This window comes from Micromonospora sp. NPDC047738, assembly GCF_040642675.1.
GTDB lineage: Bacteria > Actinomycetota > Actinomycetes > Mycobacteriales > Micromonosporaceae > Micromonospora.
In genome coordinates this window covers 348,619-373,602 of the sequence record NZ_JBEYSO010000005.1, presented here as the reverse complement: position 1 = coordinate 373,602, position 24,984 = coordinate 348,619, and the positions used below count along the sequence as shown (strand labels likewise).

The 24,984-nt window shown below is 69.8% G+C and carries 26 protein-coding genes and 1 pseudogene; 14 read left to right on the top strand and 13 right to left on the bottom strand.

The features are described from left to right. Positions 1-7: 7 nt before the first annotated feature. From ABZ783_RS11825 to ABZ783_RS11795, 7 genes are all read left to right on the top strand, one after another. Entirely contained in the window at positions 8-349 is a 342-nt protein-coding gene (locus ABZ783_RS11825) for a hypothetical protein (protein ID WP_357436432.1), read from the top strand. A gap of 56 nt (positions 350-405) precedes the next feature. Beyond that, on the top strand, positions 406-777 hold the full coding sequence (locus ABZ783_RS11820) for a hypothetical protein (protein WP_357436431.1): 372 nt from the start codon (positions 406-408) through the stop codon (positions 775-777). Positions 778-1,099: 322 nt separating this feature from the next. Then, positions 1,100-1,456 (top strand): hypothetical protein, encoded by a 357-nt coding sequence (locus ABZ783_RS11815; RefSeq protein WP_357436430.1) that lies wholly within the window; start codon positions 1,100-1,102, stop codon positions 1,454-1,456. Continuing rightward, entirely contained in the window at positions 1,453-1,902 is a 450-nt protein-coding gene (locus ABZ783_RS11810; protein WP_357436429.1) for a MerR family transcriptional regulator, read from the top strand. Before ABZ783_RS11815 ends, ABZ783_RS11810 begins: the two co-directional genes overlap by 4 nt. Beyond that, positions 1,886-2,194 carry a hypothetical protein gene (locus ABZ783_RS11805; protein ID WP_357436428.1) on the top strand — a complete coding sequence of 103 codons (309 nt, stop codon included), beginning with the start codon at positions 1,886-1,888 and terminating at the stop codon, positions 2,192-2,194. Before ABZ783_RS11810 ends, ABZ783_RS11805 begins: the two co-directional genes overlap by 17 nt. Before the next feature lie 315 nt (positions 2,195-2,509). Then, positions 2,510-3,277, top strand: coding sequence for a hypothetical protein (locus ABZ783_RS11800; protein ID WP_357436427.1), 768 nt, complete (start codon positions 2,510-2,512; stop codon positions 3,275-3,277). Between the two features lie 171 nt (positions 3,278-3,448). Then, a complete protein-coding gene (locus ABZ783_RS11795; RefSeq protein WP_357436502.1) occupies positions 3,449-6,583 on the top strand; it encodes a BTAD domain-containing putative transcriptional regulator in 3,135 nt (1,044 codons plus the stop codon). Here ABZ783_RS11795 and ABZ783_RS11790 read toward each other — a convergent pair. From ABZ783_RS11790 to ABZ783_RS11780, 3 genes are read right to left on the bottom strand one after another with little or no spacing between them, the layout of a single operon-like run. Further along, positions 6,553-7,533, bottom strand: a complete 981-nt coding sequence (locus tag ABZ783_RS11790) for a DUF4097 family beta strand repeat-containing protein (RefSeq protein ID WP_357436426.1) — start codon at positions 7,531-7,533, stop codon at positions 6,553-6,555. The two genes, ABZ783_RS11795 and ABZ783_RS11790, sit on opposite strands and share 31 nt — an antisense overlap. Beyond that, positions 7,470-8,210 carry an ABC transporter permease gene (locus ABZ783_RS11785; protein WP_357436425.1) on the bottom strand — a complete coding sequence of 247 codons (741 nt, stop codon included), beginning with the start codon at positions 8,208-8,210 and terminating at the stop codon, positions 7,470-7,472. Before ABZ783_RS11785 ends, ABZ783_RS11790 begins: the two co-directional genes overlap by 64 nt. Then, entirely contained in the window at positions 8,210-9,154 is a 945-nt protein-coding gene (locus tag ABZ783_RS11780; RefSeq protein ID WP_357436424.1) for an ATP-binding cassette domain-containing protein, read from the bottom strand. The genes ABZ783_RS11785 and ABZ783_RS11780 overlap by 1 nt, the downstream gene beginning before the upstream one ends. 150 nt (positions 9,155-9,304) lie before the next feature. Between ABZ783_RS11780 and ABZ783_RS11775 the strand changes: the two genes are divergently transcribed. Beyond that, positions 9,305-9,610, top strand: coding sequence for a hypothetical protein (locus tag ABZ783_RS11775; protein WP_357436423.1), 306 nt, complete (start codon positions 9,305-9,307; stop codon positions 9,608-9,610). Between the two features lie 598 nt (positions 9,611-10,208). On the opposite strand, the gene ABZ783_RS11770 is transcribed toward ABZ783_RS11775, so the two are convergent. Further along, a complete protein-coding gene (locus ABZ783_RS11770; protein WP_357436422.1) occupies positions 10,209-11,456 on the bottom strand; it encodes an MFS transporter in 1,248 nt (415 codons plus the stop codon). 122 nt (positions 11,457-11,578) lie between these two features. On the opposite strand from ABZ783_RS11770, the gene ABZ783_RS11765 reads away from it, so the two are divergent. Both ABZ783_RS11765 and ABZ783_RS11760 read left to right on the top strand, forming a co-directional pair. Then, a complete protein-coding gene (locus ABZ783_RS11765) occupies positions 11,579-12,535 on the top strand; it encodes a LysR family transcriptional regulator (protein ID WP_357436421.1) in 957 nt (318 codons plus the stop codon). Between the two features lie 62 nt (positions 12,536-12,597). Further along, positions 12,598-13,590, top strand: coding sequence for a helix-turn-helix domain-containing protein (locus tag ABZ783_RS11760; RefSeq protein WP_357436419.1), 993 nt, complete (start codon positions 12,598-12,600; stop codon positions 13,588-13,590). On the opposite strand, the gene ABZ783_RS11755 is transcribed toward ABZ783_RS11760, so the two are convergent. After that, the gene (locus ABZ783_RS11755; protein ID WP_357436418.1) at positions 13,543-15,924 is read right to left on the bottom strand and encodes a PA domain-containing protein; all 2,382 of its coding nucleotides are present in this window, start codon (positions 15,922-15,924) and stop codon (positions 13,543-13,545) included. The genes ABZ783_RS11760 and ABZ783_RS11755 overlap by 48 nt on opposite strands. 289 nt (positions 15,925-16,213) lie before the next feature. On the opposite strand from ABZ783_RS11755, the gene ABZ783_RS11750 reads away from it, so the two are divergent. Both ABZ783_RS11750 and ABZ783_RS11745 read left to right on the top strand, forming a co-directional pair. Continuing rightward, on the top strand, positions 16,214-16,657 hold the full coding sequence (locus tag ABZ783_RS11750; RefSeq protein ID WP_357436417.1) for a hypothetical protein: 444 nt from the start codon (positions 16,214-16,216) through the stop codon (positions 16,655-16,657). 660 nt (positions 16,658-17,317) lie between these two features. Then, positions 17,318-17,563: a hypothetical protein gene (locus tag ABZ783_RS11745; RefSeq protein WP_357436416.1), complete on the top strand. Its 246-nt coding sequence runs from the start codon at positions 17,318-17,320 to the stop codon at positions 17,561-17,563. 356 nt (positions 17,564-17,919) lie between these two features. Here the strand turns inward: ABZ783_RS11745 and ABZ783_RS11740 are convergent, their stop codons facing one another. Then, positions 17,920-18,639, bottom strand: coding sequence for a hypothetical protein (locus ABZ783_RS11740; protein WP_357436414.1), 720 nt, complete (start codon positions 18,637-18,639; stop codon positions 17,920-17,922). Next, entirely contained in the window at positions 18,632-19,192 is a 561-nt protein-coding gene (locus tag ABZ783_RS11735) for a sigma-70 family RNA polymerase sigma factor (protein ID WP_357436412.1), read from the bottom strand. Before ABZ783_RS11735 ends, ABZ783_RS11740 begins: the two co-directional genes overlap by 8 nt. Before the next feature lie 95 nt (positions 19,193-19,287). Here ABZ783_RS11735 and ABZ783_RS11730 point away from each other — a divergent pair, with 95 nt between their 5' ends. Further along, on the top strand, positions 19,288-20,538 hold the full coding sequence (locus ABZ783_RS11730; protein ID WP_357436411.1) for a hypothetical protein: 1,251 nt from the start codon (positions 19,288-19,290) through the stop codon (positions 20,536-20,538). Positions 20,539-20,624: 86 nt separating this feature from the next. Here the strand turns inward: ABZ783_RS11730 and ABZ783_RS11725 are convergent, their stop codons facing one another. From ABZ783_RS11725 to ABZ783_RS11715, 3 genes are read right to left on the bottom strand one after another with little or no spacing between them, the layout of a single operon-like run. Next, a complete protein-coding gene (locus ABZ783_RS11725; protein WP_357436409.1) occupies positions 20,625-21,614 on the bottom strand; it encodes a transporter in 990 nt (329 codons plus the stop codon). Beyond that, on the bottom strand, positions 21,611-22,501 hold the full coding sequence (locus ABZ783_RS11720; RefSeq protein ID WP_357436407.1) for an ABC transporter ATP-binding protein: 891 nt from the start codon (positions 22,499-22,501) through the stop codon (positions 21,611-21,613). Before ABZ783_RS11720 ends, ABZ783_RS11725 begins: the two co-directional genes overlap by 4 nt. 11 nt (positions 22,502-22,512) lie before the next feature. Next, the gene (locus tag ABZ783_RS11715; protein WP_357436406.1) at positions 22,513-22,929 is read right to left on the bottom strand and encodes a GntR family transcriptional regulator; all 417 of its coding nucleotides are present in this window, start codon (positions 22,927-22,929) and stop codon (positions 22,513-22,515) included. Between the two features lie 284 nt (positions 22,930-23,213). Between ABZ783_RS11715 and ABZ783_RS11710 the strand changes: the two are divergent. Beyond that, positions 23,214-23,351 (top strand): annotated as a pseudogene (locus ABZ783_RS11710) (cytochrome P450); the annotation flags it as partial. 131 nt (positions 23,352-23,482) lie between these two features. On the opposite strand, the gene ABZ783_RS11705 reads toward ABZ783_RS11710, so the two are convergent. The 3 genes from ABZ783_RS11705 to ABZ783_RS11695 form a co-directional block, all read right to left on the bottom strand. After that, entirely contained in the window at positions 23,483-23,788 is a 306-nt protein-coding gene (locus tag ABZ783_RS11705) for a DUF202 domain-containing protein (protein WP_357436404.1), read from the bottom strand. A 65-nt stretch (positions 23,789-23,853) separates the two neighbouring features. Continuing rightward, positions 23,854-24,264 carry a DUF202 domain-containing protein gene (locus ABZ783_RS11700; RefSeq protein WP_357436402.1) on the bottom strand — a complete coding sequence of 137 codons (411 nt, stop codon included), beginning with the start codon at positions 24,262-24,264 and terminating at the stop codon, positions 23,854-23,856. Further along, complete coding sequence (locus ABZ783_RS11695; RefSeq protein ID WP_357436401.1) at positions 24,258-24,980, bottom strand: sulfite exporter TauE/SafE family protein; 723 nt, start codon at positions 24,978-24,980, stop codon at positions 24,258-24,260. Before ABZ783_RS11695 ends, ABZ783_RS11700 begins: the two co-directional genes overlap by 7 nt. Positions 24,981-24,984: the final 4 nt, after the last annotated feature.

Here is a 24,984-nt window from a genome sequence, read left to right as displayed (position 1 = left end):
TGGCCCGGTGCGACTACTGACGGCAGACGAGTTCAAGGCCACGTACGGGACACCGCCAGCACCAGTCGACGTCGATGAACGTCCTCCATTCGACTTCTGGCCCTACTTCGACGCCATCCCCCACGATCACTTCGCGGGCCACGACTTCAGCCGCGAGGAGGTGACGAACGTCTGGCAGATGCCCGACGGCATCCATCTGCACGTCCTCATCGCGTCCGAGGCCCCGAACGTGTTCATGGTGCTCGTACTCAACCTCCGAACAGCATCAGTACTCGGCCACCACCTGCTCGACCTCAACAAGCTCTACGGGCTCAGCCAGTCACCCACGGCACCACTTGACGAACGATAGGAGCGTCCAGCTTCGCCGGCAGCCGGCAGGGGCTGTCCTGCGCCAGCTGGGGGTCGGTGCGTCGCCAACCGGGCGGCGTCCAGCAGGACGTGACGGTCGAGTTCTACGACCGGATCACCGTGGTCGACGCAGGCGAGAACATCCAGCAGATCACATGCCTACGCTGCGACCAGAACAGCCCGCTGGCCTGGTACGGGGACCTCATCGAGGAGACCGAGGGCGAGTTCGACAGCCTGATCGTGACGGTGCCATGCTGCGAGACGGCAGTCGCGCTGGACACCCTGAAGTTCGACTGGCCCAGCGGCTTTGCCCGCTTCGAGATCGCAGTCGCCAGCCCGGCTCGCACGGCATGCACGTTCACCCCCGATGAAATCGGCCCGGTCGAGGCAATCCTTGGCCATCAACTTCGGCAGGTCGTAGCGCACTAATAGCGTCCGAGCGGCGGCCGCCTGCCAACTTCCGATCAGGAACGGCCGAACTCGGCGTAGCGGTGCTGGCCTTCAGCGAGGGCGTGCAGCGCCGACCCGACTCGACGTGCCCAAGAGCCGCAAGACACGGGACATCCCGCTGCCCGGGTCGGTGGGCTCCGCCCTCACCCGTCACCCTGGCACGCCGCCGGCGCACCCCGTCGTCGCCAATGGTCATCGTTGGTTGGCCTTGTCCGACCTCCGACGGCCTGGCAACGGCCTGGGTGCTTCCACTGACCTGGGGCTTGCATCTGGTACCCAGGTACAGGCTTACCGTCGGAGTATGAGCGACCGACACGTCACAACCGATGACGCCTGGGTGCCGAATGCCTGCACCCTGCCGACGGCCGAACGGCCGCTGCGGCTTGCTGAGTTCGATCAGTTCTTCCGCGATGCGGTCCGGAGTGCCGACCGGCTGTCGGCGCAGCATCTGCGCCTGCGGCTCACCGGAGGCGTGCAGGTTGAGGAGACGGCGCGGGACCTCACCGCCCGGGAGTCGTCTTGCTGCTCGTTCTTCGCTTTTGACATTTTCCGGTCCGGCCCTGATGACCTGACGTTGGACGTCCGGGTGCCGGCGGCCCACACCGACGTGCTCGATGGCCTCGCCAATCGTGCCGCGTCAGCGGCAGGCTCCCGATGATCGAATCACGGCTACGCAGCGGCCAGCTCGCCGACGCGGCCGGGGTCAACCTGCAAACGCTGCGCTACTACGAGCGCCGGGGGCTGCTCGCCTCCCCACAGCGGTCGCCGGGCGGGCATCGGCTCTATCCGTCGGAGACGGTCACGCTGCTGCGGGTCATCAAGACCGCGCAACGCCTCGGCTTCACCCTCACCGAGGTCGCCAACCTGCTCGACGCCGGCCGACACCGGCACAGTGGCCAACCGGATACCGGCCTCCAGGCGCGAGCCAGAGAAAAGCTTGCCGAGGTGGAACAGAAGTTGGCCGACCTCACCGTCATCCGCGACACCCTCCGAGCCGCCATCTCCGCCGGTTGCGACGACCTGGTCGCCTGCGCCGGCAGCTCCTGCTGCCCCCTGCCGTTTGCCCAACTCGCCGAAAGGGCCGACCGTGCCGACGCCTGCTAACCGGCTGCGCCGCCTGCTCCCCTCCGGCATGGCCGCACTCGCCGGAGCCGCCTGCGCCGCCTGCTGCGTGCTGCCGGCGCTGCTCGCCGCCGGGATCCTCGGTGGCGCCGGCTGGGCCGCGGTCAACCGTTTCATGCCCGCCGTCGCCGTCGCCCTGGCCGTGCTCGCCTGCCTGTCCTGGTGGTGGGCCAGCCAACGCCGCCACACCACCGGCTGCGCTGGCGGAAGCTGCTCCTGTGGACAGGGTGACCAGAAGGACCGCCAGGTGGTGAAGATGGGGTCCGACGCATGACGGTCGCCCGCTCATCCTGCTGTTCACGATCGCCGCTCTCGCCGAAATCGGCGGTTTCGCCGCCTCGCCGCCCAACCTGCACCCGCCCCACCTGGCGGGATCTTGATAGATTCGCCCTTCGCTTGAATCGACAAGGGGATGCACATGTCCGACGCGGGGGCCGGACCTGATTCAGGATCGACGGCGGACTGGGTGCGCGGTCCGGAAACGGCACGGACGCCGCTGCCGGGCGGTGCGGCTCCCGAGCCGGCACCGGTCCACGGCGCGCCACCGCCGCAGGTGCCACCCGCGGCAGGCCAGCCGTTCGGACTGCCCATGATCCCGTTCGGGGCGCAACTGCCAGCCGACCCGCCGCCACCCGGCCACCGCAACCGCGGCCTGATCATCGCCGTCGTGGCGCTGAGCGTACTGCTGTTGGTGGCCTGCTCGGGCCTGGTCGGCGGGGCCTTCCTGCTGCGCTCCACGGAGCGCGACGCGGCCAAGCCGGCGACGGAGGCGCGGCGGTCGTCCACGACCGGTAGCTCGGCCCCGAGCCCTCGCACGGCCGAGAGCGCGGAGCCGGTGCCGCAGGGGCCGCAGCCCAGCGACTACGCCGCAACCCAGATCTCCGATCTGAACAACGTGTGCGACGGCATCCTCTACTACCCCCAGTCGCCCAAGCGCGCCGGCAAGGCCCCGCACCCGGTGGTGCTGCTCATCGGAGACGGCCCGGGAAACCACCGCCGCCAGGACAACGGCTACTACTACGACGAGGGCCTGTCGAAGCGGGTGGAACAGACCTGGGCGTCGGAGGATCCGAAGAACGTGCAGATGGTCGCCTGCCTGGACCGGGTCAACACCGGCGCGACGATCCGCCGGTGCAAGTACGACGACCCGAAGCCGGACACGCTGACGCTGCTGAAGGCCAGTTACCGCCTTCGGGTGTACGAGGTGGCGACCGGCCGGAAGCTGCTCGACAAGGCCATGGGCGGCGACGACCAGGCTTGCCCGTACGTCGTCCTGGTCGGTCCCGACAAGAAGATCTACGCCGAGGTCAGCGACCGGTCGCTGCTCGCCGCGCTGCGCAACCTGGTGAAGCGGTAGCCGAACCGCAGCACCGGGTCCGCTCCGCCGCCCGATCCGTCACCCGCTCCCGCGCGGTCTCGAGCGGGCGGCATTGCCGTCCTGAACAACCGGTCCTGCCTGGAGCTGGAGGCGTCACCGGTGACGGGCCGCGCCTCCGGCAAGGGCACGCCGCCGTGGGAGAATCAGCGGGTGCAGGTCGGGATGCTTGGATCATTCGAGGTTCGCACGAACGAGGGCATCCTGGCCGACGTGCCGGGCGTCCGGTTGCGCGCACTGTTGATCGCCCTGGCACTCGAACCTGGCCGCGTCGTGCCGAAGGCGACGCTCATCGACTGGATCTGGGGTGAGAACCCGCCCGCCGATGCGGGGAACGCCCTGCAACGCTTGGCTTCCCGGCTACGGAAGGCGCTGCCCGGCGGGGTGATCGAGGGGCAGACGGGCGGCTACCGATTGATGGTGGGCCCCGACGCGGTCGACGCCCTTCGGTTCGAACGCCTCATCGGCCGGGCTCGCCAGGAGGAGGGCCTCCAGCGAGTTCGGCTGTTGCGCGAAGCCCTCACCCTGTGGCGCGGTGCGGCTATGCAGGATGTCGGGTTGGGGGACAGTGAGGCGTTCGACGCGGCGGTGACGCGGCTCGAGGGGCTGCGTCTGACGGCGATGGAGGATCGCTTCGAAGCGGAGGTCAGTCTGGGCCATGGAGCGGCGGTGGTCGCGGAACTGACCGACGCGGTGGCCGCGCATCCGCTGCGGGAACCGCTGGTCGCTGCGCTGATGCGGGCCCTGGTGGCAGCCGGCCGCGACTCCGAGGCCCTGCTCGCCTACGAGCGTACGAGGGAGGCGCTGTCCGACGCGCTGGGCGTCGACCCCTCGCCGGAGTTGTCGGCCTTACATGTCGCGTTACTGCGGGGCGAACTGGGGCGGCGGGAGGAGAATCGGAAGACCAACGTGCGTGCCGAGCTCACCAGTTTCGTCGGCCGGGACGCTGATGTCGGTGCCGTCCGCGAGCTCATCGCGGAGCATCGTCTGATCACCTTGATCGGGCCGGGCGGTTCGGGCAAGACCAGGCTGGCCACGGAAACCGCACGCACGCTGATCGGTGACCTGCCGGACGGAGTCTGGTTGGTGGAACTTGCCGCCATCGGCGCCGACGGTGACGTCGCGCAGGCGACGCTCACCGCGCTCGGGCTGCGGGATGCTCTGCTCGGCGCGGGTCCGAGCGCGGACCTGGCGGACGGGCTCATTGCCGCGATCCGCGAGCGGGAGGCGCTGCTGATCCTGGACAACTGTGAGCATGTGATCGAGGCGGCGGCGAGGTTCGCCGATCGGGTGCTCGGGCAATGCCGGCGGCTGCGGATCCTGGCGACGAGCAGGGAACCGCTCGGCATCACCGGTGAGGCGCTGTGGCTGGTCGAGCCGCTGGCCGTGTCAACCGACGCAGGCCTTGCCGAGACCGTGTCCTCGCCGGCCGTCCGTTTGCTGCGGGACCGGGCCGGCGCGGTGCGCAAGGACCTTGGAGTCGACGAGCACACCTTGTCGACGATGGTGCGCGTCTGCCGGGCGCTGGACGGGATGCCGCTGGCGATCGAACTGGCTGCCGCCCGGTTGCGTACCATGACCATCGATCAGCTCGCCAACCGGCTCGATGACCGGTTCCGCCTGCTGACCAGCGGGAGCCGTACCGCCTTGCCGCGGCACAAGACGCTGCGCGCGGTGGTCGACTGGAGCTGGGAGTTGCTCACCGAGGCCGAGCGGACGGTCCTGCGCCGGCTGTCGGTGTTCTCCGGCGGGGCGAGCCTGGACGCGGCCGAGTGGGTCTGCGCCGGCGATGACGTCGAGCAGGATCAGGTGCTGGAGTTGCTCACGTCGCTGGCCGAGAAGTCGCTGGTGGTCACCGAGGGCGACGCCGCCCCGCGCTATCGGATGATCAGCACGATCAAGGAGTACGCCGCGGACCGGCTCGCCGAAGCGGGCGAATCGGACCTGGCTCGCCGGGCGCACCTCGCCTACTTCACCGACCTCACCGAGACCGCGGAGCCACATCTGCGCCGCGCCGAGCAGTTGGCCTGGCTCGCCACGCTCGAGGCCGAACACGACAACATCAGCGCCGCGATGCGGGCGGCGGTCGCGGCCGGTGACGCACAGGCGGCGATGCGGCTCGCGGCCGCCGCCGGCTGGTACTGGTGGCTCGGCGGGCGCCGGGCCGAAGGCCTCGAGCTGATGCTCGCGGCCACCAACATCCCCGGCGACGTGACCGATGACGTCCGGGCCATGGCGTACGGGATCGTGGTGCTCTTCGTGACCTCCGGGCGGGGCGACGAGCACCTGGGCGCGGAATGGATCCACAAGGCGTACCGGTTCAGTCAGCAAAGCCAGCACCGCAACCCGCTGCTGGGACTGGTCGACGCGCTGGAACGCCTGCTGCAGGAGCCGGACGCCGCGGTGACCGCGTTCGAGTCGGTGCTGGACAACGAAGACCCCTGGGTACGCGCCCTGGCCCGGTTCCAGCTCGGCAAGATGCGGATCATGCTCGGCCAGGGCGGCCGGGAGGCGGAGGCCAACCTGGAGCTTGCGCTCGCTGAGTTCCGCGCGCTCGGCGAAAGGTTCGGCATGTCCATCGCCCTGTCCGAGCTGGCGGGCCAACTCGCCCTGCGTGGTGAGTTCGTGGGTGCGTGTGCGCACTACGAACAGGCGGTCACGCTCGTCACCGAGGTCGGCGCCGTCGAAGATGTCATCCGGCTGCGGACCCAACAGGCCCTGCTGTACTGGCTGCACGGCGACCGGGACGCCAGCGCGGCCGCCATCGCCGAGGCGGAGCGGTGCGCCGAAGGGGTTACCTGGCCGCATGCGCTGGTCGAGCTGGCACTCGCCAAGGCCGATCTCGCGCGTTGGGTCGGTAACGCCGCGGCGGCACGTCACCAACTCGGGGTCGCGACCGCCCTGCTCGGCGACGAGGCGGAGACGGCGGACATCCGCGCAGGCATCCACGACGTGCTCGGCTACCTGGTCGACGATCTTCGGGAGGCTCGTTCCCACCGCGTGGCGGCCTGGCAGGCGGCGTCCGAGGCGGGACACGCTCCCATGATCGCCCAGACCCTCGTCGGTGTCGCGGACCTCGCACTCCGGCACGACCAGTACGAGCAGGCGGCGCGACTGCTCGCGGCCAGCGTCGGCGCACGTGGAGTGCCGGATCTCGCCCACCCGGATGCGGCCAGGATCGAGCGGGACGTACGGCGACACCTCGGCGAAGCACGGTTCGCCGAGGTGTCGCAGGAGGGTACGCAGGCGAGCTGGGCTCAGCTGGTCGAGACCACGCTCTCCTTCTGACCTGCGCGTCGAATGACGATGTCGCCGTGCCGGGTGCGGGCGTGGACCGAGACGTTGGTGCCCGCCGGGCCAGGGTTTCCCGGCGCGGAAACGGCGTCGCGCACCGATCCTCGCTCGCTGTTGACGTCGAGGTAGGCGGCGGTGCCCTCGCTGATGCCGACCTCGATGTTTCCCGAGCCGTTCGTCAGCTTCGCCTGACCGTGTGTCATCCGGCCGATCCGGATGGCGCCGCTGGCTGTCATGGCGGCGATGCTGCCGTCGGCGCGGTCGATGTCGAAGTCGCAGCCGGCGCTGCTGAGATCGAGGTCGGCCGAGGCGTGGCCGATCCAGGCCTGCCCGCCGGAGTTCGAGAGCCGCAGCGCGCCCTCGACCTCGCCGATCCGCAGCGCGAACGCCCCGCCCTCGATGTCGGCGCGCCCGGCGATGTGGCCGATCGCGACCTCACCGGACGCGATGTTCGCCTGCAGCGTGTCGATGCGGGCCACCTGGACCCGGCCCGATGCCACGTGCAGCTCGCACCCGCCGAACGAGCCGTCGGCATGAACATCGGAGTGCGCCAGGTAGGCGGCGAAACTGGAGCCGGTGGGCAGCTCGATCGTGATGGCGACCGACCCGTTCTTGTGCCCGGGGACGGTCGTCTTGACCGACAGTTGACCGCCGGCGAATTCGACCTTGGTCTTCTCGGCCACCTTGACGTCGGACCGGCTCGTCGCGTTGATGGGTTCGACCAGCACCGCGGTGTCGGTGCGGTCGCTCGCGGTGACCCGCACCTGACCACCGGCGACTTCCACGGTGGCGGCGATGGGCCCGGGGGTGGCGAATGTAGGCATGACAGCTTCTCCCTCTTGCTTGGTACGTGATCTGTTGGTGTGCCCGCCCCGGTTGGTCAGGCCCGCTTCTTGAAGGTGGCCAGCGACCACACATATCCGACCAGGGCGATCCCGACGCACCAGACGACGGCGATGATCACCTTGCTGCCAGCAGGTTCACCGGTCAGCAGCCCGCGCAGTGCCTCAATGATCGGGGTGAAGGGCTGGTACTCCGCGAACTGCCGCACCCCCGCGCCCATGGTTCCGGCCGGCACGATCGCACTGCTCAGGAACGGCAGCATGACCAGCGGTACGGAGATCAGGCCCGCCGATTCCGGGGTTTTGGCCGCCAGTCCCAGGGCGACGGTGATCCAGCTGGTCGCGAAAGAGACCAGCACGATGAGGCCGATCGCGCCGAGCCATTCGAGGAAACTCGCCGCTGGTCGGAACCCCACCGCGTACGCCACTCCGATGATGGCCGCGATGGCGATCAGACTGCGGAGCATGCTGGCGGCGACATGAGCGCTCAGCACGGCACTGCGGGAGATGTCCATCACCTTGAACCGATTGATGATCCCCTTCGTCATGTCGGAGTTGACGGCCAACGCGGTCGCGCTCAACCCGTAACAGATCGTCAACACGACCATGCCCGGCGTCGCGTAGTCGATGTAGTTGCCGCCGATGTCGAAAGCGCCGCCGATCACGTACACGAACATCAGCAGGATCACGATCGGGAACAGGACGGCGTTGAATACCGCGACCGGGTTCCGGAGCGTGTGCTTGAAGTTGCGACCCAGCATGGTCGTCGCGTTGCTCATTATGCGTTCACCTTCGCGCGAGTACGGCCGGTCAGGGCAAGAAAGACGTCATCGAGGTCCGGCGTGTGCACCGAGAATTCCTCGACCTCGATCGAATGTGCGTCGAGTTGTGCCAACAGGGCGCGAACCGATTTCGCCCCACCATCGCTGGGAACCCGCAGGACCAGATCGTCCTCGGCGTCCCGCGCGGAGTCGGTCAGGACCCGCACCGCGGCGGCGAGTTCCAGGTCGCCGGCGAACCGGAGCCGGACATGACTGCCGGGGATCTGGCGCTTGAGCTCGGCGGGAGTGCCCTGGGCAACCAGCTTGCCCTGATCGAGCACCGCGATCCGGTCGGCGAGCCGATCGGCTTCCTCCAGGTACTGGGTGGTCAGGAAGATGGTGACGCCCTCGGCCACCAGCTGACGGATGATGTCCCACATCGTCCGACGGCTGCGCGGATCCAAACCCGTCGTCGGCTCGTCGAGGAAAATGATCCTGGGCTGGCCGACCAGGGTCATCGCCAGATCCAGCTTCCGGCGCATACCCCCGGAATAGGTGGCCGCCATCTTCTGCGCCGACTCCGTCAGGTCGAACCGCTCCAGCAGGTCGGCGACCACCCGCTTGCTCTCACCCGAGCGCAGACGCTTGAGATCCGCCATCAACTGGAGGTTCTCCTGGCCCGTCAGGAGATCGTCCACCGCGGCGAACTGACCGGTGACCCCGATGGCCGCGCGGACGGCCTTGGTCTCGGTCGCCACGTCATGCCCGGCAACGAAGACCGTGCCACCGTCGGCCTTCATCAACGTGGTCAGCACGTTGACCGTCGTCGTCTTGCCCGCCCCGTTAGGGCCGAGCAGGGAGAAGATCGTGCCCGCGGCAACATCGAGGTCGATGCCGTCAAGAACGATCTTGTCCTTGTACGCCTTCCGCAGCCCTGAAGCCGCAATCGCTGAACTCGTCATGCGACCACCATCGGCGCCGGGCCTGCCACCCACCTGACACGCCCCTGACACGGCAGCTGACATGATCGGCCGCTCGTCGCCGCTGTCGGCGCGTTGCTGCTCGTCGCCTGATCTCAGGCGCACACCGTCGGCGGCGGGTACGGTCGTGGAATGCGCCTCCCAACCGCAGCGACCACCGCGGGCTCCCTTATCGGCGGGTGGCAACTCGCCCGCCGGACCGGTAACCGTCCCCTCGGCGGCGTGGTCCTTGCGGCCGGCGGTGTGCTGGCGGGACGCGAGTGGGCCCGGCGGACGAGCCCGGCCGTGACCGCAGGCCTGGTCGCGGCCTACCTCGGGGCGTTCGGCCTGTCGCACCCGCTGGCCAGGCGCATCGGTGCCTGGCCCGCCGTGCTGGCCGTCTCGGCACTCACCGCAGCCGCCTCGTACGCCGTCGCAGACCGCCGCGCTCCCCGCTAGCGCCGCCGCTTGAGGCCGCCCTGGACGGCGCGCTCACCGCACTGGCCAGCTATCGACTCAAGGCGGAGTGACGGCGGCGGTAGAACCCGCAACACCGCTGGCGAAATCGTTCCACCGGTTGGTGCGAGACTTGATCAATGCGGTGCTTCAGTGCGACTGGTTGGACGGCGATCTTCAGCGGGACGGAGACCGAGAGCGGACGCATGCGACCAGTGGAGGCGTGGGATCCGGCTACTGGGGTGGCGCTTGTCGTGGACCCTCAACGTGGTGCGCTCCGCCCCGTCACCGACTGGCCGGACTTCTCCCATCTGGAACGTGGAGAGCGTGTTGTGGGCGTCATACCTGGGGGTGGATGGCGTGCCCACTGGAACGACGGGTACGACGGCACCCCGCTGACTGAGGCGGTCCTTGCTTGGCTTATCCAATCTGATGGTCGAGCTACTCCCATCAGCGTTGACCCCGATGGCACAGTTGATACCGCAGATTTGGCGGACCGCATTCTCGCGCCCGAACAGGATCTGGAGTGAGGTCACCCAGGTCCTCGCGCGCTCGATGCGCCTGCGGCGCCCTTCCGAGGTGAACGGGGCGTTGCGGTGAGTCAGGCGGCCGGGACGTCTTCGGCCGACAAGACGGGTTCGAGGTAGCGCAAGTGTGCCCGGTTGGGCAGCAGGAGTGGGGTGGCGAGCAGGAGGACACCGGAAATGGTGATCGCGGCGAGGGGGCTGGTGAGTGTGGCGAGGATGCCCCAGATCACCATGAGGGTGGCCTGCACGAGTTTGCTGCTGACACTCCATGCGCTGAGGACTTGGGCGGCATGATCCGCGGGAGTCCGTTGCAGGCGTTCGCTGGCGTAGATCGGATTGAAGATGCCCATGCATGTGATCAGCAGGCCCTCGACGATGATCACGGTGAGGAGTCCGGTGATGCCGGGATGGACGAACGCGAGACCGAGCGGGAAGAACGATCGCAGCCAGCCGGAGACGATCATGACCCGGTGCCGGCCGTAACGCTTCACGAGGCGTGCGGAGAGGCGGGCGCCCACGAAGCCGCCGAGTGCCGGGATGCCGAAGACGAGACCGTATTGCCAGGCCGGGAAGTGGTATTCGCCCAGCAGCAGGACGGCCAGGAGCGGGACGGTGGCCATGATCAGGCCGCCGACCAGGATCGAGTTGAGGAACAGGCACCGTAGTGCGCCGTCGTGGAGGATGAACCGCCAGCCACCAAGAAGGTCGGCTCCGCGCAACGCGGTGGCCGGGTCGCGGGGTGCCGCGACGTCGCCGCCGCGGATGCGGAGGACCCCGAGCGCGGACAGCAGGTAGCTGAGAGCGTCGACCATGAGGGTGATGACCGGGCCGAGCAGCCCGACGAGCGCGCCGCCGAGGGGCGGTCCGGCCGCGGTCGCCACCCAGCTCGTGCCCTCGAATCTCCCGTTCGCGGTCAGGAGGTGGTCACTGCGGACAAGGTACTTCAGGTACGCGCCGGAGGCGGCGGAGAAGGCGATGGTTGCGGTTCCGGAGATGACCGAGACGACCAACAACTGGCCGTAGGACAGCACCCCGAGGAAGTACGCGAGCGGAACACTCGCCATCGCGAGGAACCGAGCCAGGTCCATCGCGATCATCACTGGGCGCTTGGACCGGTGCTCGACCCACGGCCCGAGCGGGACCGCAATGATCGCCGCGACGGCAAGCCCGGCTGCCTCCAGCAGCGAGACCGCGGATGCCGACGAGTGCAGCACTCGAACCGCGATGAGCGGGAACGCTCCGAAGGCGATCCACGTGCCGTACGTGCTGATCGCGTAGGCCGACCAGAGCCAGCCGAAACTCGACCCCAGTTTCACGCGCACACGACTCCCCCGCAACAACCGATGTTTGGATCCCTGAATCCCATCGGCTGCACGAGGGCGGGATCAAACAACCGCCGTTCGGCGAGCCACAACGATCAGTTGGGCGAGCCTAAGCTGGGCCAATGGATACCGAGGCAGTACGATCGTTCGTCCGAGCGGCCGAGCTCGGGCAGTTGCAACACGCGGCCGACGAGCTGGGCGTGACCCAGCAGGCGGTCTCGAAGCGGGTCGCCGCCCTGGAGCGCGAGCTGGAGGTCCGCCTGTTCACCCGTACCGCCCGAGGGGTCGAACTGACGCTCGACGGCCAGGCATTCCTCCCACACGCACGGAGTATCGTCGCGGGTGTTGATCGCGCCGTCACCGCGGTCAGGCCGGGCTCGCGGGCCCTTCGGATCGACGTTCTAGGCCTGCGAAGCGCGCAGGCCGTCGTTCTGCACGACTATTGGCGGTCGCATCCCGAAACCGACCTCGACGTGGTGACCCTCAGGGTCAACGACCCGCACGTGGCGGCCGCCGCCGTCCAGGCAGGCGATGTCGACGCCTCGTTCCGCACCGTCACCGATCCGACCACGCTGCCACGCGACGTGCAGATGATCCACGCCTTCGACTCCCCGCTGGAACTCCTCGTCGGCCCCAGGCATCCGCTTGCCTCCGCGCGCACAGTGACACCACCCCAGCTGCGCAAGCTTCGGATCTGGGTGCCGGGTATCGTGCCTCGAAGTGAATGGGCGGAGTTCTACGATCAGCTCGCCACCGCCTTCGACCTCCGCATCGACGCGGCGGGCCCGAACTTCGGTAACGAGGTACTCCTCGACGCCCTCGCGGACTCCGCCGACGTGGCCACCCTCGTCGGCGCGCGCGACCGGTACATCTGGCCGACGAACTACGACCTACGCCGCATCCCGATCGTGAACCCGACGCTCGCCTACCCGCTCTCCCTCATGTTCCCCAGAACGAATCCGCACCCGGGGCTTCGGGCGATCATCAACCACTTCGCAAGCCTGGCACCGCTCCCCGAGACGGTCTGGCTCCCGTCCTGGGCAACGACACCACGCCGTTGTCGCCCCGGTCGCGCGTAGACCTCGCCACCAGCAGACGGGTGCCTGGGTGGCCGCCCGGCCGGCCGGGGCAAGATGGGCTGGTGCTCGAGCCGATCGGTGTCCGCCCCGAGGACGAGATGGTCTACCGCGAACTCCTGTCCCGCCCCGAGGCGTCCCAGCGCGACCTCGCCGCGGCACTTGACCGTGGTGCGGCCGAGGTGGGCAGCTCGCTGACCAGACTCGAGGAGCTGGGCCTGGTGCACCGGCTGCCCGGCCAGCCCGCCAGGATGCGCGCGGCGCGGCCCGACGTCGCGGTTGACGCGCTGGTCGACCGACGCCGCGAGGAGCTGGCGCGTACGCAGCTCGCCGCGCGCACCCTGCTCGCCGAGATGCCCGCCGAGGAGCGGTACCGCCCGGAGGAGATCGTCGAGGTGCTGGTCGGCCGGGCAGCGATCGCTGCCCGGTTCGAGCAGCTGCTCAGCACCACCCGGCACGAGCTCATGGTGCTCGATCGCCCGCCGTACGTCGCCGATCCCCGGCGGTCGGACAACTCGGTACGCCGGCTCCTGCGCGCGAAGGTGCGGGTGCGCGGCATCTACGCCCCAGAGGCGCTGGAGCTGCCGGGTGCGCTCGAGGAGGTCCAGGACGCAGCCGGCGTGGGTGAGCAGTCCCGGGTGCACACCGGCCTCCCGATGAAGCTGGCGATAGGCGACCGCCGGCTGGCGATCCTGCCGGTCGGCGTGCAGAGCGCCGATGTGGCGGTCTGCATCCGACCTTCCACCCTCCTCGACGCGCTGGTCCAGCTCTTCGAGCTGCTCTGGGCGCAGGCGACGCCGATCGTCGCACCGGCAGAGGAGGGCGGGTTCAGCGATCGCCAGCTCGCCGCGCTGCTCGCCTCCGGGGCGAAGGACGACGCGGTTGCCCGCCGGCTGGGCACCAGCACCCGTACGCTCAGCCGCCGGATCGCCGAGCTGATGGACCACCTGCACGTCCGCACGCGCTTCCAGGCGGGCGTGCAGGCGGTCCGGCTCGGTTGGCTCGAGAGCTCAGTGCCCGATGTCGAAGGCCCGGACGATCGTCTGGTCGACCACTGAGCCGCCGGTGTCCTCCGCGTGTAGCCGCAGCGACACCAGGCCGCTGCCGGCCGGCAGCTCGACGCGCCAGCCCTCCGTACCGCGGGTGACGACCGCCGGCCGCCAGGTCGCACCGTCGTCGTACGACGCGTCGAGGCGTGGCTCCCCGCCCAGCGTGGACGGTACGCCGTCAGGGCGCCGCAGCCGCAGGTCGAACGCCACTCTGCCCTGGCGGTCGGCCCGGACCCGGTTGTGCAGGTCGACGCCGACGTCGTAGTCCGGCAGCAGCAGCGGCTGGGCCTCCGCCGCATCTCCGGCGGTCGTCGTCGACGGGAAGCTCCAGGCGGTGTCGGTGTGTGTCGACAGCTCGTTCCACGCCTGCGGGTTGTCCGCGGTGAACGAGATCGAGACGCGAGACTCGCCGCCCGGCAGCCGGACCGTGCCGGAGGGGAGGTTGTCCGTCTCCCCGACCAGGGCGCCGTCGGCCCTGATCTCGAGATGGGTGCGAACCCCACTCGGGTGGGTGTACTCCGTTCCGTGGTTTCCGTCCGCGTCGATGAAGCCGTCGACGGCCACGCGCAGCTGATCACCGGAGCGCTGGACGGGCCGAGCGGGATTCGGGGCCGCCGTGATCGGCGCCCGGCCGAAGGGCAGCTCGTCCTTCTCGCGGTCCGAGTACGCCTGGCGCCCGGGCATGCTCAGGCTCATCGGCAGCACCGGTGCCTTGGGGAACATCGTGTTGTAAGCGGACTCCGGAGCGAACACCGCGTAGCTCCATGCGGTGTCCGGGTCGGGGATGCGGTACTCGGCGCGCGTACGCGGCCCGGCCTCGAAGGGGAACGTCGTCGAGACGACGAACGAGTTGCCGGGCTGCCACGGGTACGCCGCCTCGGAGAACGTCGAGGGAAGCGTCGGCTGCCCGTACACCTGACGCACCTGAGTGGCGAGCTGCTCGGGGAGGGCGACGTAAGTGGGGTCCTCGGGGATCCGGTCCTTCATCTTCAGGTAGAGGTCGTAAACATAGGGGCTGGCGGGCTCGCCCTCGACGGTCACCCTGGCTCCCTTAGGGAGTCGGGCGAGCGCGAGGCCCTCCGCCCGGTTCAGCCGGATCGTCGGCACCTGCAGCTTTACTCCGGTGCCGCCCGGGTCGCTGATGTCACCGGGGCCGTCGTTGCGGATCACGACCACGCCCGCACCGTGTGCGGCCGCATTGTTGGACTGTTCGGCGATCGACATGTCGGCGGAGTGCGTGACCAGCGCCAGCGCGCCGTGCAGCTGCTGGTCGGCGAGTTCGGCCGCCGTGGCGCGGCCGACGTCCACCACGGGGAGGCGGGACCGGCCGTTGACGACCGGGAAGTCCGAAGCGACGTCGGAGAACCAGGTCCGGTCGACGTACTCCGGGTGCAGGGCCGGCGCGGTCGGCACGGACAGGGTGATGTCGGGGGCCTCCAGCCGGACCCGGGTGCGCGCCTGGAACGTCCCGATGGACACCTGCGGTGTCGGCTGCAGGTAGAAGTGCTGGTCGAGGAGGTATGCCGGGCGCATGTCCAGGTGGACTGCGGACCCGTCCGCGGCGGTGCGGTCGTAGCCGATGAGCATGGCACCCTGCGGCGGCACCTTGGTGCTGCGCCCCGGGGTCCTGAGCGTGAGCTGCCGGGCATCGCGGGCGTCGAGCGCGAAGGTTCGCTCTCCGCTCACCGTCGTCTCCGGCTCGCCCACGAGCGAGATGTTCTGGAACGTGCGGCTGCTTCCGATGGTCGGCTTCTCGGCGGGCAGAGTGGTGACGAACGCCATCACCGAGTACTCGCCGGGCGGTACGAGCACGCAGGTGGTCCGGGCGAAGGTGACCTCGGAGCACTCGTTGCCCGGCGCCGGGTCGGTGACCAACTGGCGGGTCCACGCCGCGCCGTGCTCAAGGTCGAAAACCGTGATGTAGGCCTGGGCGGCCCGGCCGTCCCGGCCCACCGCGGAGAAGTGCAGCGGCACGGTGTCGGCAGCGCTGGCGGCCAGAGGTGCGGCGTGGCCCTCGATCACGGTCGGCGTGCTGGCGACATCGGTCGTCTGCACGGTCGTGCCTGTCTTGTTCGTCGCGACAACAAGGCCAGGAGTCACGCCGTCGGGGCTGGGCAGCGCGGCGAGCGAGGTGGCGCCGGTGTCTCCGAGCGGCGTCAGGGCGACCTCGGCTCCGCCGCCTACGGAGACAACCCGCGCAGCCGGCGCCGCGGCGAGGCCATCGGCGGAGGCCGCCGCGTTCGCTGTGGACCACGGCGCCGCGGTGAGCAGGCCGACCACGACGGCGAGCGAGGTGACGGCGGCGGCGCTCGCCCGGTGCAGGGCCGAGAGTGGCATGGTCATGGGACTCCCAGTGATCAGAGATGCGTCCCCCCTTTCATAGTCGAGCCGTACCGGCGGCGGACAGCATGACCACTGGCGGCTACCAGAAATGGCGACCGCCCGCCATCGGCTGGCCCGGCTCAACCAACCGGTCCGGAGTGTCACGGACAGTTGGCGAACGATCGGGCTGGTGTTGGCGGTCATCCTGGCTCCCGGAGGGGTGGCCATTTATCCTCGTGGATTGCTTTGCTTAGGAGTCACGCCTCACACTGTGCGTATGACTACCACTGCAGCCGGGCGGGTCCGTACCGTGACGGGCACCGCAGTACTCGCCGCCCTGATCCTGGTGGCGGCATTCGGCAACCCGGCCTACACCGACTGGGCGAAGAACGACACCTCGAACGACGCGTGGGGATTCTTTCTCAAGCAGTTGGCATGGCCGACCTGGTCGTTCAGCTCGGACGATTCGGTGCGGACCATCCTCGCCAACGACATCAAGGCAATCCTGCTCATCGTGCTGACCGGTGTCTTCGTGTCGCTCATGGTTGCGGCAGCGTCATCGCGCAGCGCGAGGCTGTTCTTCTCGAGCTGGGGAGCCTACGTTTTCGCTGCGGCGTCCGCCGGCCTCCTGGCCGCGTTCATCCAGGTGGATACCAGCCTGCGCGGCGCCTTCAACTGGGCCGCCGGTGGCGGGATCTACGGACTGTTCGTCGGTTGGGCCCTCGCCGTCGTGGTCTTCGCCTCCCGGAAGTAACCCGCATAGTCCTGCGCCCCACTGCGCCGCCTACATGCTGAACGACGCCGCTTCCGGCATCGCCAACCTGCACAACGTCGTCCTCGCCCGGTGAGCACCAACCCGGCCAGCGGGCCACCTCAACCCACGCCACGGCGGTCACTGACAGTCGTGATGATGTGTCAGGCATCGAGGTGGACGCAGTGGACACTCACGCATTGTGGTGAACAAGAGACACGATGTAGAGAGATCCGATTAATCGGAAAGAGAGGTTTTGCCGACTCCCGACCGACAGTAGACTGCCCATCCATGTCGTACAACAACTACGACCCCGACGACCAACACCACCGGTTCCCCACCCAACCCACGGCGCCCGACCCCCCACCGACACAGCGGATCGCGTACGTGGACGTACACCACGGCGATGGCCTAGCACCCACGGCGCACTACCCCCACCCCACGCCGCGCACCCAACCCCCAGCGCCGTACCCCCACCCCGCGCCGCCCATCCCCCAGCCACCGATGCACTACCCCCAACCCCCGACGCCCTATACGCCACCTGCTTACCCATCACAGCCCTACCCGGCCCCGCCAGCGCCAGCGCCAGCGCCAGCGCCAGCGCCAGCGCCAGCGCCACGACAACGGAATCAGACAGATACCGCTACCATCGTCGCCCGCGTCATGGTCGGCGTGACCAGCAGCGTCGCTCTCATCTTCGCCTTGCACGTTCTCTTTTCCTTGGCGGGTGCCAACCAGAGCAACAGCTTCGTTCAATTCGTCTACGTGCTTGCCAAGGCGTTCGTACTGGGATTCGGGGACGTGTTCACGCCGAACGACGCCAAGGTTGGGCTCGTTCTCAACTACGGACTCGCCGCGCTGGTGTACTTGGTCATCGGCAGGCTGATCGCCCGGGCACTCCGCCAATAGCCGTCCACATCGTGGTGGGCATTTAGCCTTCACGGGCGCCCGGCCTCATTTGCTTCTGCAACATTGATCAGGAGAGGCATACTCACCCCGGACCTCGCGGCGTTGGGGGCCGACTGCACGCCGTCGTGACCAACTGCCCGCACCGCAACCCCACACGTTGTGCCGATGCCGACACACCGGCCAACACGGAACCAACGGTGCGGCGACGCGTCGGCTTTCAACGCTGCGGCCAGCATCCCCGGACGGGGTCAAGCACACGTGCCGCCTCACCGTCGCTGGATACGAACACCAGCGTGTCCACACCTGTACCGCAGTGCGCAACGCCGCCAGCGAGGCGCCGAGCCGAGACATGTCCGCTACCGCAGCGAGTTGGCGATCTCGATCGCGTCGGACTTGGCCAGGTCACCTTCGAGTCGGTAGCTCACCCCGGCCTCTTCCCAGATCAGAGTCGACGCGGCGAGCCGTGCGGTCTCCTCCCGGGCCGTGCCGGTGCGATCCACGTAGGTCAGCGCGTGCGGGCCACCGACCCAGATGGCGTACCCGGCATCGACCTCGGTCAACTCTACGCCCGGCCCCATGGCCAGCTTGTGGAACGTCGGGTCGAGACGACCGTCGAAGGCATCGATCCGCAGCGTGCCGCCGCGATAGAGCAGGGTGGCCACCCGGTACGCGCCGGTCCGGTCGGGGTCGGCGACCAGCACCTGCTCCGGTGAACCCAGCTTCGCCGGCAGGCGGATCGGAAAGTGGACCAGCCGCTGCGCCTCGTGCAGGGCGGCGGGTCGCTGCGAGGGCAGCGGCGACGGTTCGCCGGTGGGCAGGGTCGGTGCGGGCGATGTGGCGATGGTGATGCCCGCGAAGCGCAGCAGCCCCGTCACGGCGTCGGCGAGGGCGGCCCGGCCGGGCGGGAGCAAGGCGACGAGCAGGGCGACGAGCGCCGCGGCGAGGTAGTAGCGCCACCGCCGCCGCCGGGGCGCGGGTACGGCGAGGCGGGCGCGTACCCGGGCGGTCACGTCGGGCGGTTCGGGGGTGTCCAGCCAGGCGGACAGGTCGCGCAGTTCTCGTTCGAGGTCATCCATGGTGGACCTCCTCGACGCTGAGCAGGCCGCGGAGCTTGGCCAGCGCCCGGTAGGTCCGCGACTTCACGGTGCCTCTGGGCCAGCCCAGCATCGCCACCGTCTCGTCCTCGCTGAGGTCGAGGAAGAACCGGCAGACAATCACCTCGCGGTCCTTCACGGGCAGCCGGCGCAGGGCCTGCACCAGCATGGCGCGGCGTTCGCCGGCGAGGACGGCGCCGACCGCGCTGTCCTCGGCGACCTCCGATCCCCGGTTCGCCTCCGCGGCCCGCAGGACGAGTCCATCCCGCCGGCCGCGGGACCGGTGCAGGTTCCGCGTCTCGTTGGCGACGATCGCCAGAAGCCAGGAACGGAAGGAAGACTCTCCCCGATAGCGGGCGAGACTGCGGTATCCCTTCACGAACGCCTCCTGGATGACGTCCTCGGCGTCCGGGCCGGCGCCGAGCAACACCGCCGTCCGATACGCGGGCGCGGTGTGCCGGGCGACCAGGAGTTCGTACGCCTCCAGGTCACCAGCCCGAGCGCGGGTGACGAGCTCTCCGTCGTCCAGTGACAACCTCCCCGATCACCCTTCATGACACCGCTCACGCCGGGCTGGTTCCATCCCCGCTCCGGGTGGAACTGCGGCGGGTTCGCCGGTGTCATCCGGGCATGATGGCAACGACAAGGATCTCGCGTCGCACCGTTCTGGCCCTCCTCGCCGGCACCGGCGCCGCCACGCTCGTCGGCTGCGATCCGGTGCGGAACACAGCGCCCGCCGTGTCGCTTCCCGACGCCCTGCTCGTCGAACTGGACGACGCACTCGGCGTGCTCCGAGGCCCCGACCGGTTGTCGATCCCGCGCTCCGTCGCCACCGCCGACGGGTCGGCGATCTACGCCACCGCGCCCGACGGCGCCGACACCGCCTTCTGGCGGGTCGACACCGCCACCGGCCACACGTCGGACCGGGTCAGGTTGCCCGGGCGCTGGCTGCCGCAGGCTGTCTCGGCGAACGGCGCGCTGGTGGCGCTCACCTCGGATGCGGCGAATGCGGCGCTGGGACGCCCGGACGGCCGGGACGTGACGCCGGTGCTGGTCGCCGACGTCACCGGGGTGCGGCACCAGCTTGAACTACGGGGCAACTTCGTGCCGGAGACGTTCACCGGGGATCAAGCCGGACTCTTCGTCCTCGAGTGGCTCCCGGCGGCGGCGCCCGACCGGTACCGGGTCCGCGTCGTCGATCTCGCCACGAAGGCTCCGGGCCCGCTCACCACCCGGGACAAGGCGGCGATCCCGCCCGGCGCCGAGGAGGAGATGCGCGGCGACGGGCGCCAGGCCGTGCTCGCGCCGGACCGCCAAACCCTCTACACCCTCTACACGCACCAACCCGGCCACCAGCACACCCGTGACCTGGTCAGCGGGCGGCCGGGCAACGCACACGCGTTCGTCCACACGCTGAACCTCACCGAGCGGTGGGCGTACTGCGTGGACCTGCCGCATCCGTTCGGGGAGGCGTCGGCGAGCGGCCACGCCATGGCGATCAGCCCACAAGGCGGTCGGCTCTTTGTTTCTGACGTCACGTCCGGCACGGTCGCGGAGATCTCCACCGAGGAGCTGACGGTACGCCGCACGGCCATCGTGGCCGGCGGCAGCGGCACCGGGCACGCCGCCGCGGACAGCGAGAGTCTGTTCCTCGGCGCCGGCACGGTGGTGCGGCGGATGGATCTCCAGCAACTGCGCCCCGCCGCCGACTGGTCGGTCCGCGAGCCGGTCACCGGCCTCGTGCGGAGCCCCGACGGCAAGCGCCTCTACGTGGGCCAGACCGGGGCCGTCAGCTGGCACGATCCCGCCACCGGCAACGAGCTCGGCCGCGTCGCGGTGCCCGGGCTGGTCGCTGTCCGGGGTCTGGCCGGACGCGGCTGATCCACCGGTGATCGGTCAGGGCCGGCACCCGCCGACACGCGTGATCGCCGGACCCCGCAGGGACCGGCGATCACCGCTGATGCGCCTCAGGCGATCCGGCGGATCATGCGGATGGCGAGATGGAGCAGGACCACGGCGAGGGCCACGAAGATGCCCGTCTCGATGCTCTGGAACAGCCAGAACCGGTCGGCCGGCTGGTAGAGCTGCCAGTTGTAGGCGCCCGGCCCGAGTCCCAGTTCGGCGCCGCAGGCCCTGCCATCCGGTCCCTTCGTGCCGGGCGGGCAGACGATCTGGGAGTCGGCCAGCACCATCTTGCCGTCGGCATCCCGGACGCCGCTGGCGAGGATCCAGTCGCCCCGGCTGATCCTCGGCCCCTCCGTCCCTTCGATCGGGAAGGTGAGGGTACGGGCGGGCTGGAAGTGCGGCCTGGCCAGGATCGCCGCCGCCGCCCGTACGCCGACGAACCCGACGAGGGTGACGCCCATGGCAGGCAGCATCTTGCGCCACACGGTGCCGGCGAAGATGCCGAGCGCCACGGCGAAGAGGGTGTAGCCGATCGGCACGATCCCCTGCAGGTCGAAAACGATGACGCCCATCCGGCCCTCGTGCGCGGCCTGGGTCAGCGGGCTGACCCACCACGACATGCCCAGCCCGTAGCAGACGGCGAGGGCGACCGTGGCCACGCCGACCAGCCCGAACTTCACCAGCGCCCAGTGCGTGCGACCCACCCCCTGGGTCCAGGCGAACCGGTGGGTGCCGTGCTCCACCTCACGGGCGACCAGCGGGGCGCCCCAGAACAGGCCGACCAGCATCGGCAGGACGAGCAGCAGGACGGCCACCAGGTTCAAACTGCCGTACCGGGTGCTGAAGCGGCGGAACGCCGCATCGCAGGAGTCCCGGGTAGTCCGGGCGACGTCGGCGTCGGCCAGCTGGCGGACACAGTCCGGCAGCCCGAACTCGGTGAACGTGTGCCGCATCGACAGGCCGATAGGGATCATCAGGGCGGCGAGCGCCGCGAACCCGAGCAGGGTGAACAGCAGTTGCTTGCGGTGTTGCCGCCAGGCCAGCCAGATCATGCCGGCACCCCCCATTCGGTGTGGCTCGCGGCCGGGTCGCCGTCGGCCAGGTAGGCGAGGATGACGTCCTCCAGGCCGACGTCCCGGACCGTCCAGGAGGGATCGTTGATCGGCCCGTCGGTGCGAACCAGCAGGGTGGACTGCCGGTCGGTGTGGCTGGCCCGGACGACCGCGGCGACGCCGCCGATCGGACCGCCGTCGTGGCGGGGCCCGACGAGTTGCCGATGCCCGGCCACCAGGTCGTCGGCCGCGCCCGCGAGTTGCACGCGGGCGGCGTGCAGCACGATCAGGTAGTCGCAGACCCGCTCCAGGTCCGCCAACAGGTGCGAGGAGAGCAGGACGGTCGTGCCGGCGTCGGCGACGCTGCCCATCAGCGACTGGAGGAACTCCCGCCGGGCCAGCGGGTCCAGGCTGGCGACCGGCTCGTCGAGCAGCAGTAGCCGGGGCCGCTTGGCCAGCGCGAGCGCGAGAGCCACCTGGGCACGTTGCCCGCCGGAGAGTTTGCCAACCGGCCGGTCGGGCGGGATGCCCAACTGGGCCAGCCGGTTGCGGGCCAGCGCCCCGTCCCACCGCCGGTTCAGCTTCCCACCGGCGGTGACCAGTTCCGCCGCGCTGAAGTCCCGGTACAGCGGGGTGTCCTGGGCGACGAACCCGATGTCAGCCAGGACCTTCGTGTTGTCGTACGGCGATTCGCCGAACACCCGCACCGTCCCGGCGTTCGGCCGGAGCAGGCCCACGGCGAGGTGCAGCAGGGTGCTCTTGCCCGCCCCGTTCGGGCCGACCAGAGCGGCGATTCGCCCGGTCGGTAGCTGCAGCGAACAGTCCCGCAGCGCCCAGGTGCTCCCGTACCTCTTGCCGAGCTGGTCGGTCTCCAGAGCCACGTCCATCGGCTGTCCTCTCATTCCGCTCGCGCGGGTTGCTTGTGTGGTGTGTCGTCGGCGAGGGCGGCCCGCAGGGTGGTCTCCACCAGGGCGATGACGTCCTCGGGCGTGAGTCCGGCCGCCTGCGCCCGGTGCAGCCAGGCCACCAGGTCCTCGCGCAGCTCCGCCTGGTTGGGCAGGGACGCGCCCGCCAGGCTCCGTTCGACGAACGTGCCGACCCCGGGCCGCCCGGCGACCAGGCCCTCGATCTCCAGTTCGCGGTACGCCTTGAGCACCGTGTTCGGGTTGATCGCCAACGACTGCGCGACGTCACGCACCTTCGGCAACTGGTCGCCCGGGGCCAGCAGGCCGACCCGGAGCGCCTGTTTCACCTGCTGCACCAGCTGCAGGTAAGTGTTCACCTTCGACCGACTGTCCAGCACGAACTCGATCACTCGAGACGATCCTCTCTATTGTCCTACGACAGTAGGACTAGTGGGCAGCATCATCGCGAAATCAGCCGCTGTCAAGCGCGGCGTCCGCGTGTCACGGCCCGCGTGTCGGTCCGACCGCTCCGGCACCCGAGCAGCGCGAGCGATACGCCGACAGGCACGAGGCGGGCGTGACGGCGTCGTGAGCAGCCAGCGGACCGATCAGAAGTGACCAGGAATGGGACACCGGGCCCGGGCAGGCCGCCCACGCCGTAGTGACCCAACTGCCAATCGACCGCCGGCTGCCGCTGGCCCGGCTGGAGGCGCAGGTCGCGTTCCCGCTGCTGCTCACCGTGCTTCCGCGGCTGAAGCTGGCCGCCCCGGGCGAACGCCGCGACCGCCTGGCGCTGCGCGGCTACGCCACGCTGCCGGTCACCACCGGCTGACATGGCCGCACCGTGTCACCAAGGGCGGTGTCCAGGCCTCGCGCCGCCGGCCCTGGCAATAGCGCACAGTCAATGGCCTTCGCACGGCAGATGCGTCGACCGGTCGCGGACCCCGTCCAAGAAGGTGCCTGTCAGTGTGATCCGGCTAGTGCGGCGAGCGCCACGCTGAGACCGCCGGCGGCGGTTGCGAGCGTGACCGCCGCCAGCCAGGGGCCGGGCGGGCGGGCCGAGTTCAGCACGGCCGGGGCGGCGGAGGGCGGAAGGCGTCGGCGCAGCGCCGCTGCGGCGACGATGACGACCGTCATCGCGCTGGCGACGGCGGCCAGAAAGATCCATCCGCCGAGGTGCGGCAGGAGGAAACGGCCGGCCCCGGCCGCCGCGACGACAAAGGCGGCTGCGGTACGCCGCCACGCCAGCACCGTCCGTTCCAGCTGCAACCCGGGATCACCAGACGAGACCGGCCCCGGGGAGGGGCCTGACGACGGCGAGGAGCCGAGGTGGATCACAGGACGAGCCCCAGGAGGACCAGGACGCCGACGAGCATGAGACCCGCACCGACCGGCACGGCCATCATCGGTGGCGGGAGTCCTTCCCCCCGTCTCAGGGCGAGCTCGGTGCGGACCCAGCCGAACCAGGCCTGGGCCGGGGCGGCGGCACCCAGCAGGATCAGCACGATCGCAGACGCTCGGCGCAACCCGGGCACGATCGGCAGGTTCACCGCCTCCAACGCCACGCCTGCGGCGAAGAGTGCCAGAGAGGTACGGATCCACGCCAGGAACGTGCGCTCGTTGGCGAGGCTGAACCGCGGATCCGGGTCGCTGCCCTGACTGAAGACGCGGCGAGGCCACCGGGTCGACGCGCCCGGAGACGTCGGCCCGCCCGAGTGCGGGGCTGAGGCACGACGTTTCACCACGCCGCCAGCCCCTTGACGATCGCTATGACGCTTCCGGCGAGGGCGAGCGCCAGCACCCAACGCCGGGCAGCCGTCGCCGGCAACCACCGCCCCAGGAAGTGGCCGCCACCGATCCCTGCCAGCATCGCCGCCCCGCAGGCCAACAGCAGTCTCCACGACAGGACCGGGGGGCCCTTCGCCGCCAGCGACAGCACGTTCGTCACCAGGCCGACGAGCTGCACGGTCGGGACGAAGCTTCGGTGCTCCCAGTCGGTGCTCGCGGCGTAGACCGCGAGCGGCGGTCCGCCCGTCCCGGCCGTCGTGTTGAAGAAGCCTGATGCGAACCCGGACGCCACCGCACCACCCCGCTGCCGGAGGAACGGCATGCTCTGGCCCACCGCCACCCAGGCCACTGATCCCGCTGTGATCAGGCCGATGCCGACGAGCAGGATCGGACCCGGCAGTTCCCGGACCACCCAGACCCCCAGTGGCAGCGCGAGGATCACCCCGGCGATCATCTGAAGGGCCACGCGGCGGCGCAGCGCCCGGGCGGTCATGGACAGCACGATCAGGTTGATCGCCGCTGAGAGCAGGTTGGCCAGGGTCACGCCCGAGAAGGGGCCGAGGATCACGACCAGAAACGGCGCGGCCACCAGGGCGAAGCCCAGGCCGGTTGCTCTCTGCATGGTGGCGCCGAGCGCGACCGCGCTGACCGCGAGCACGTCGGCGACGGGCACCATC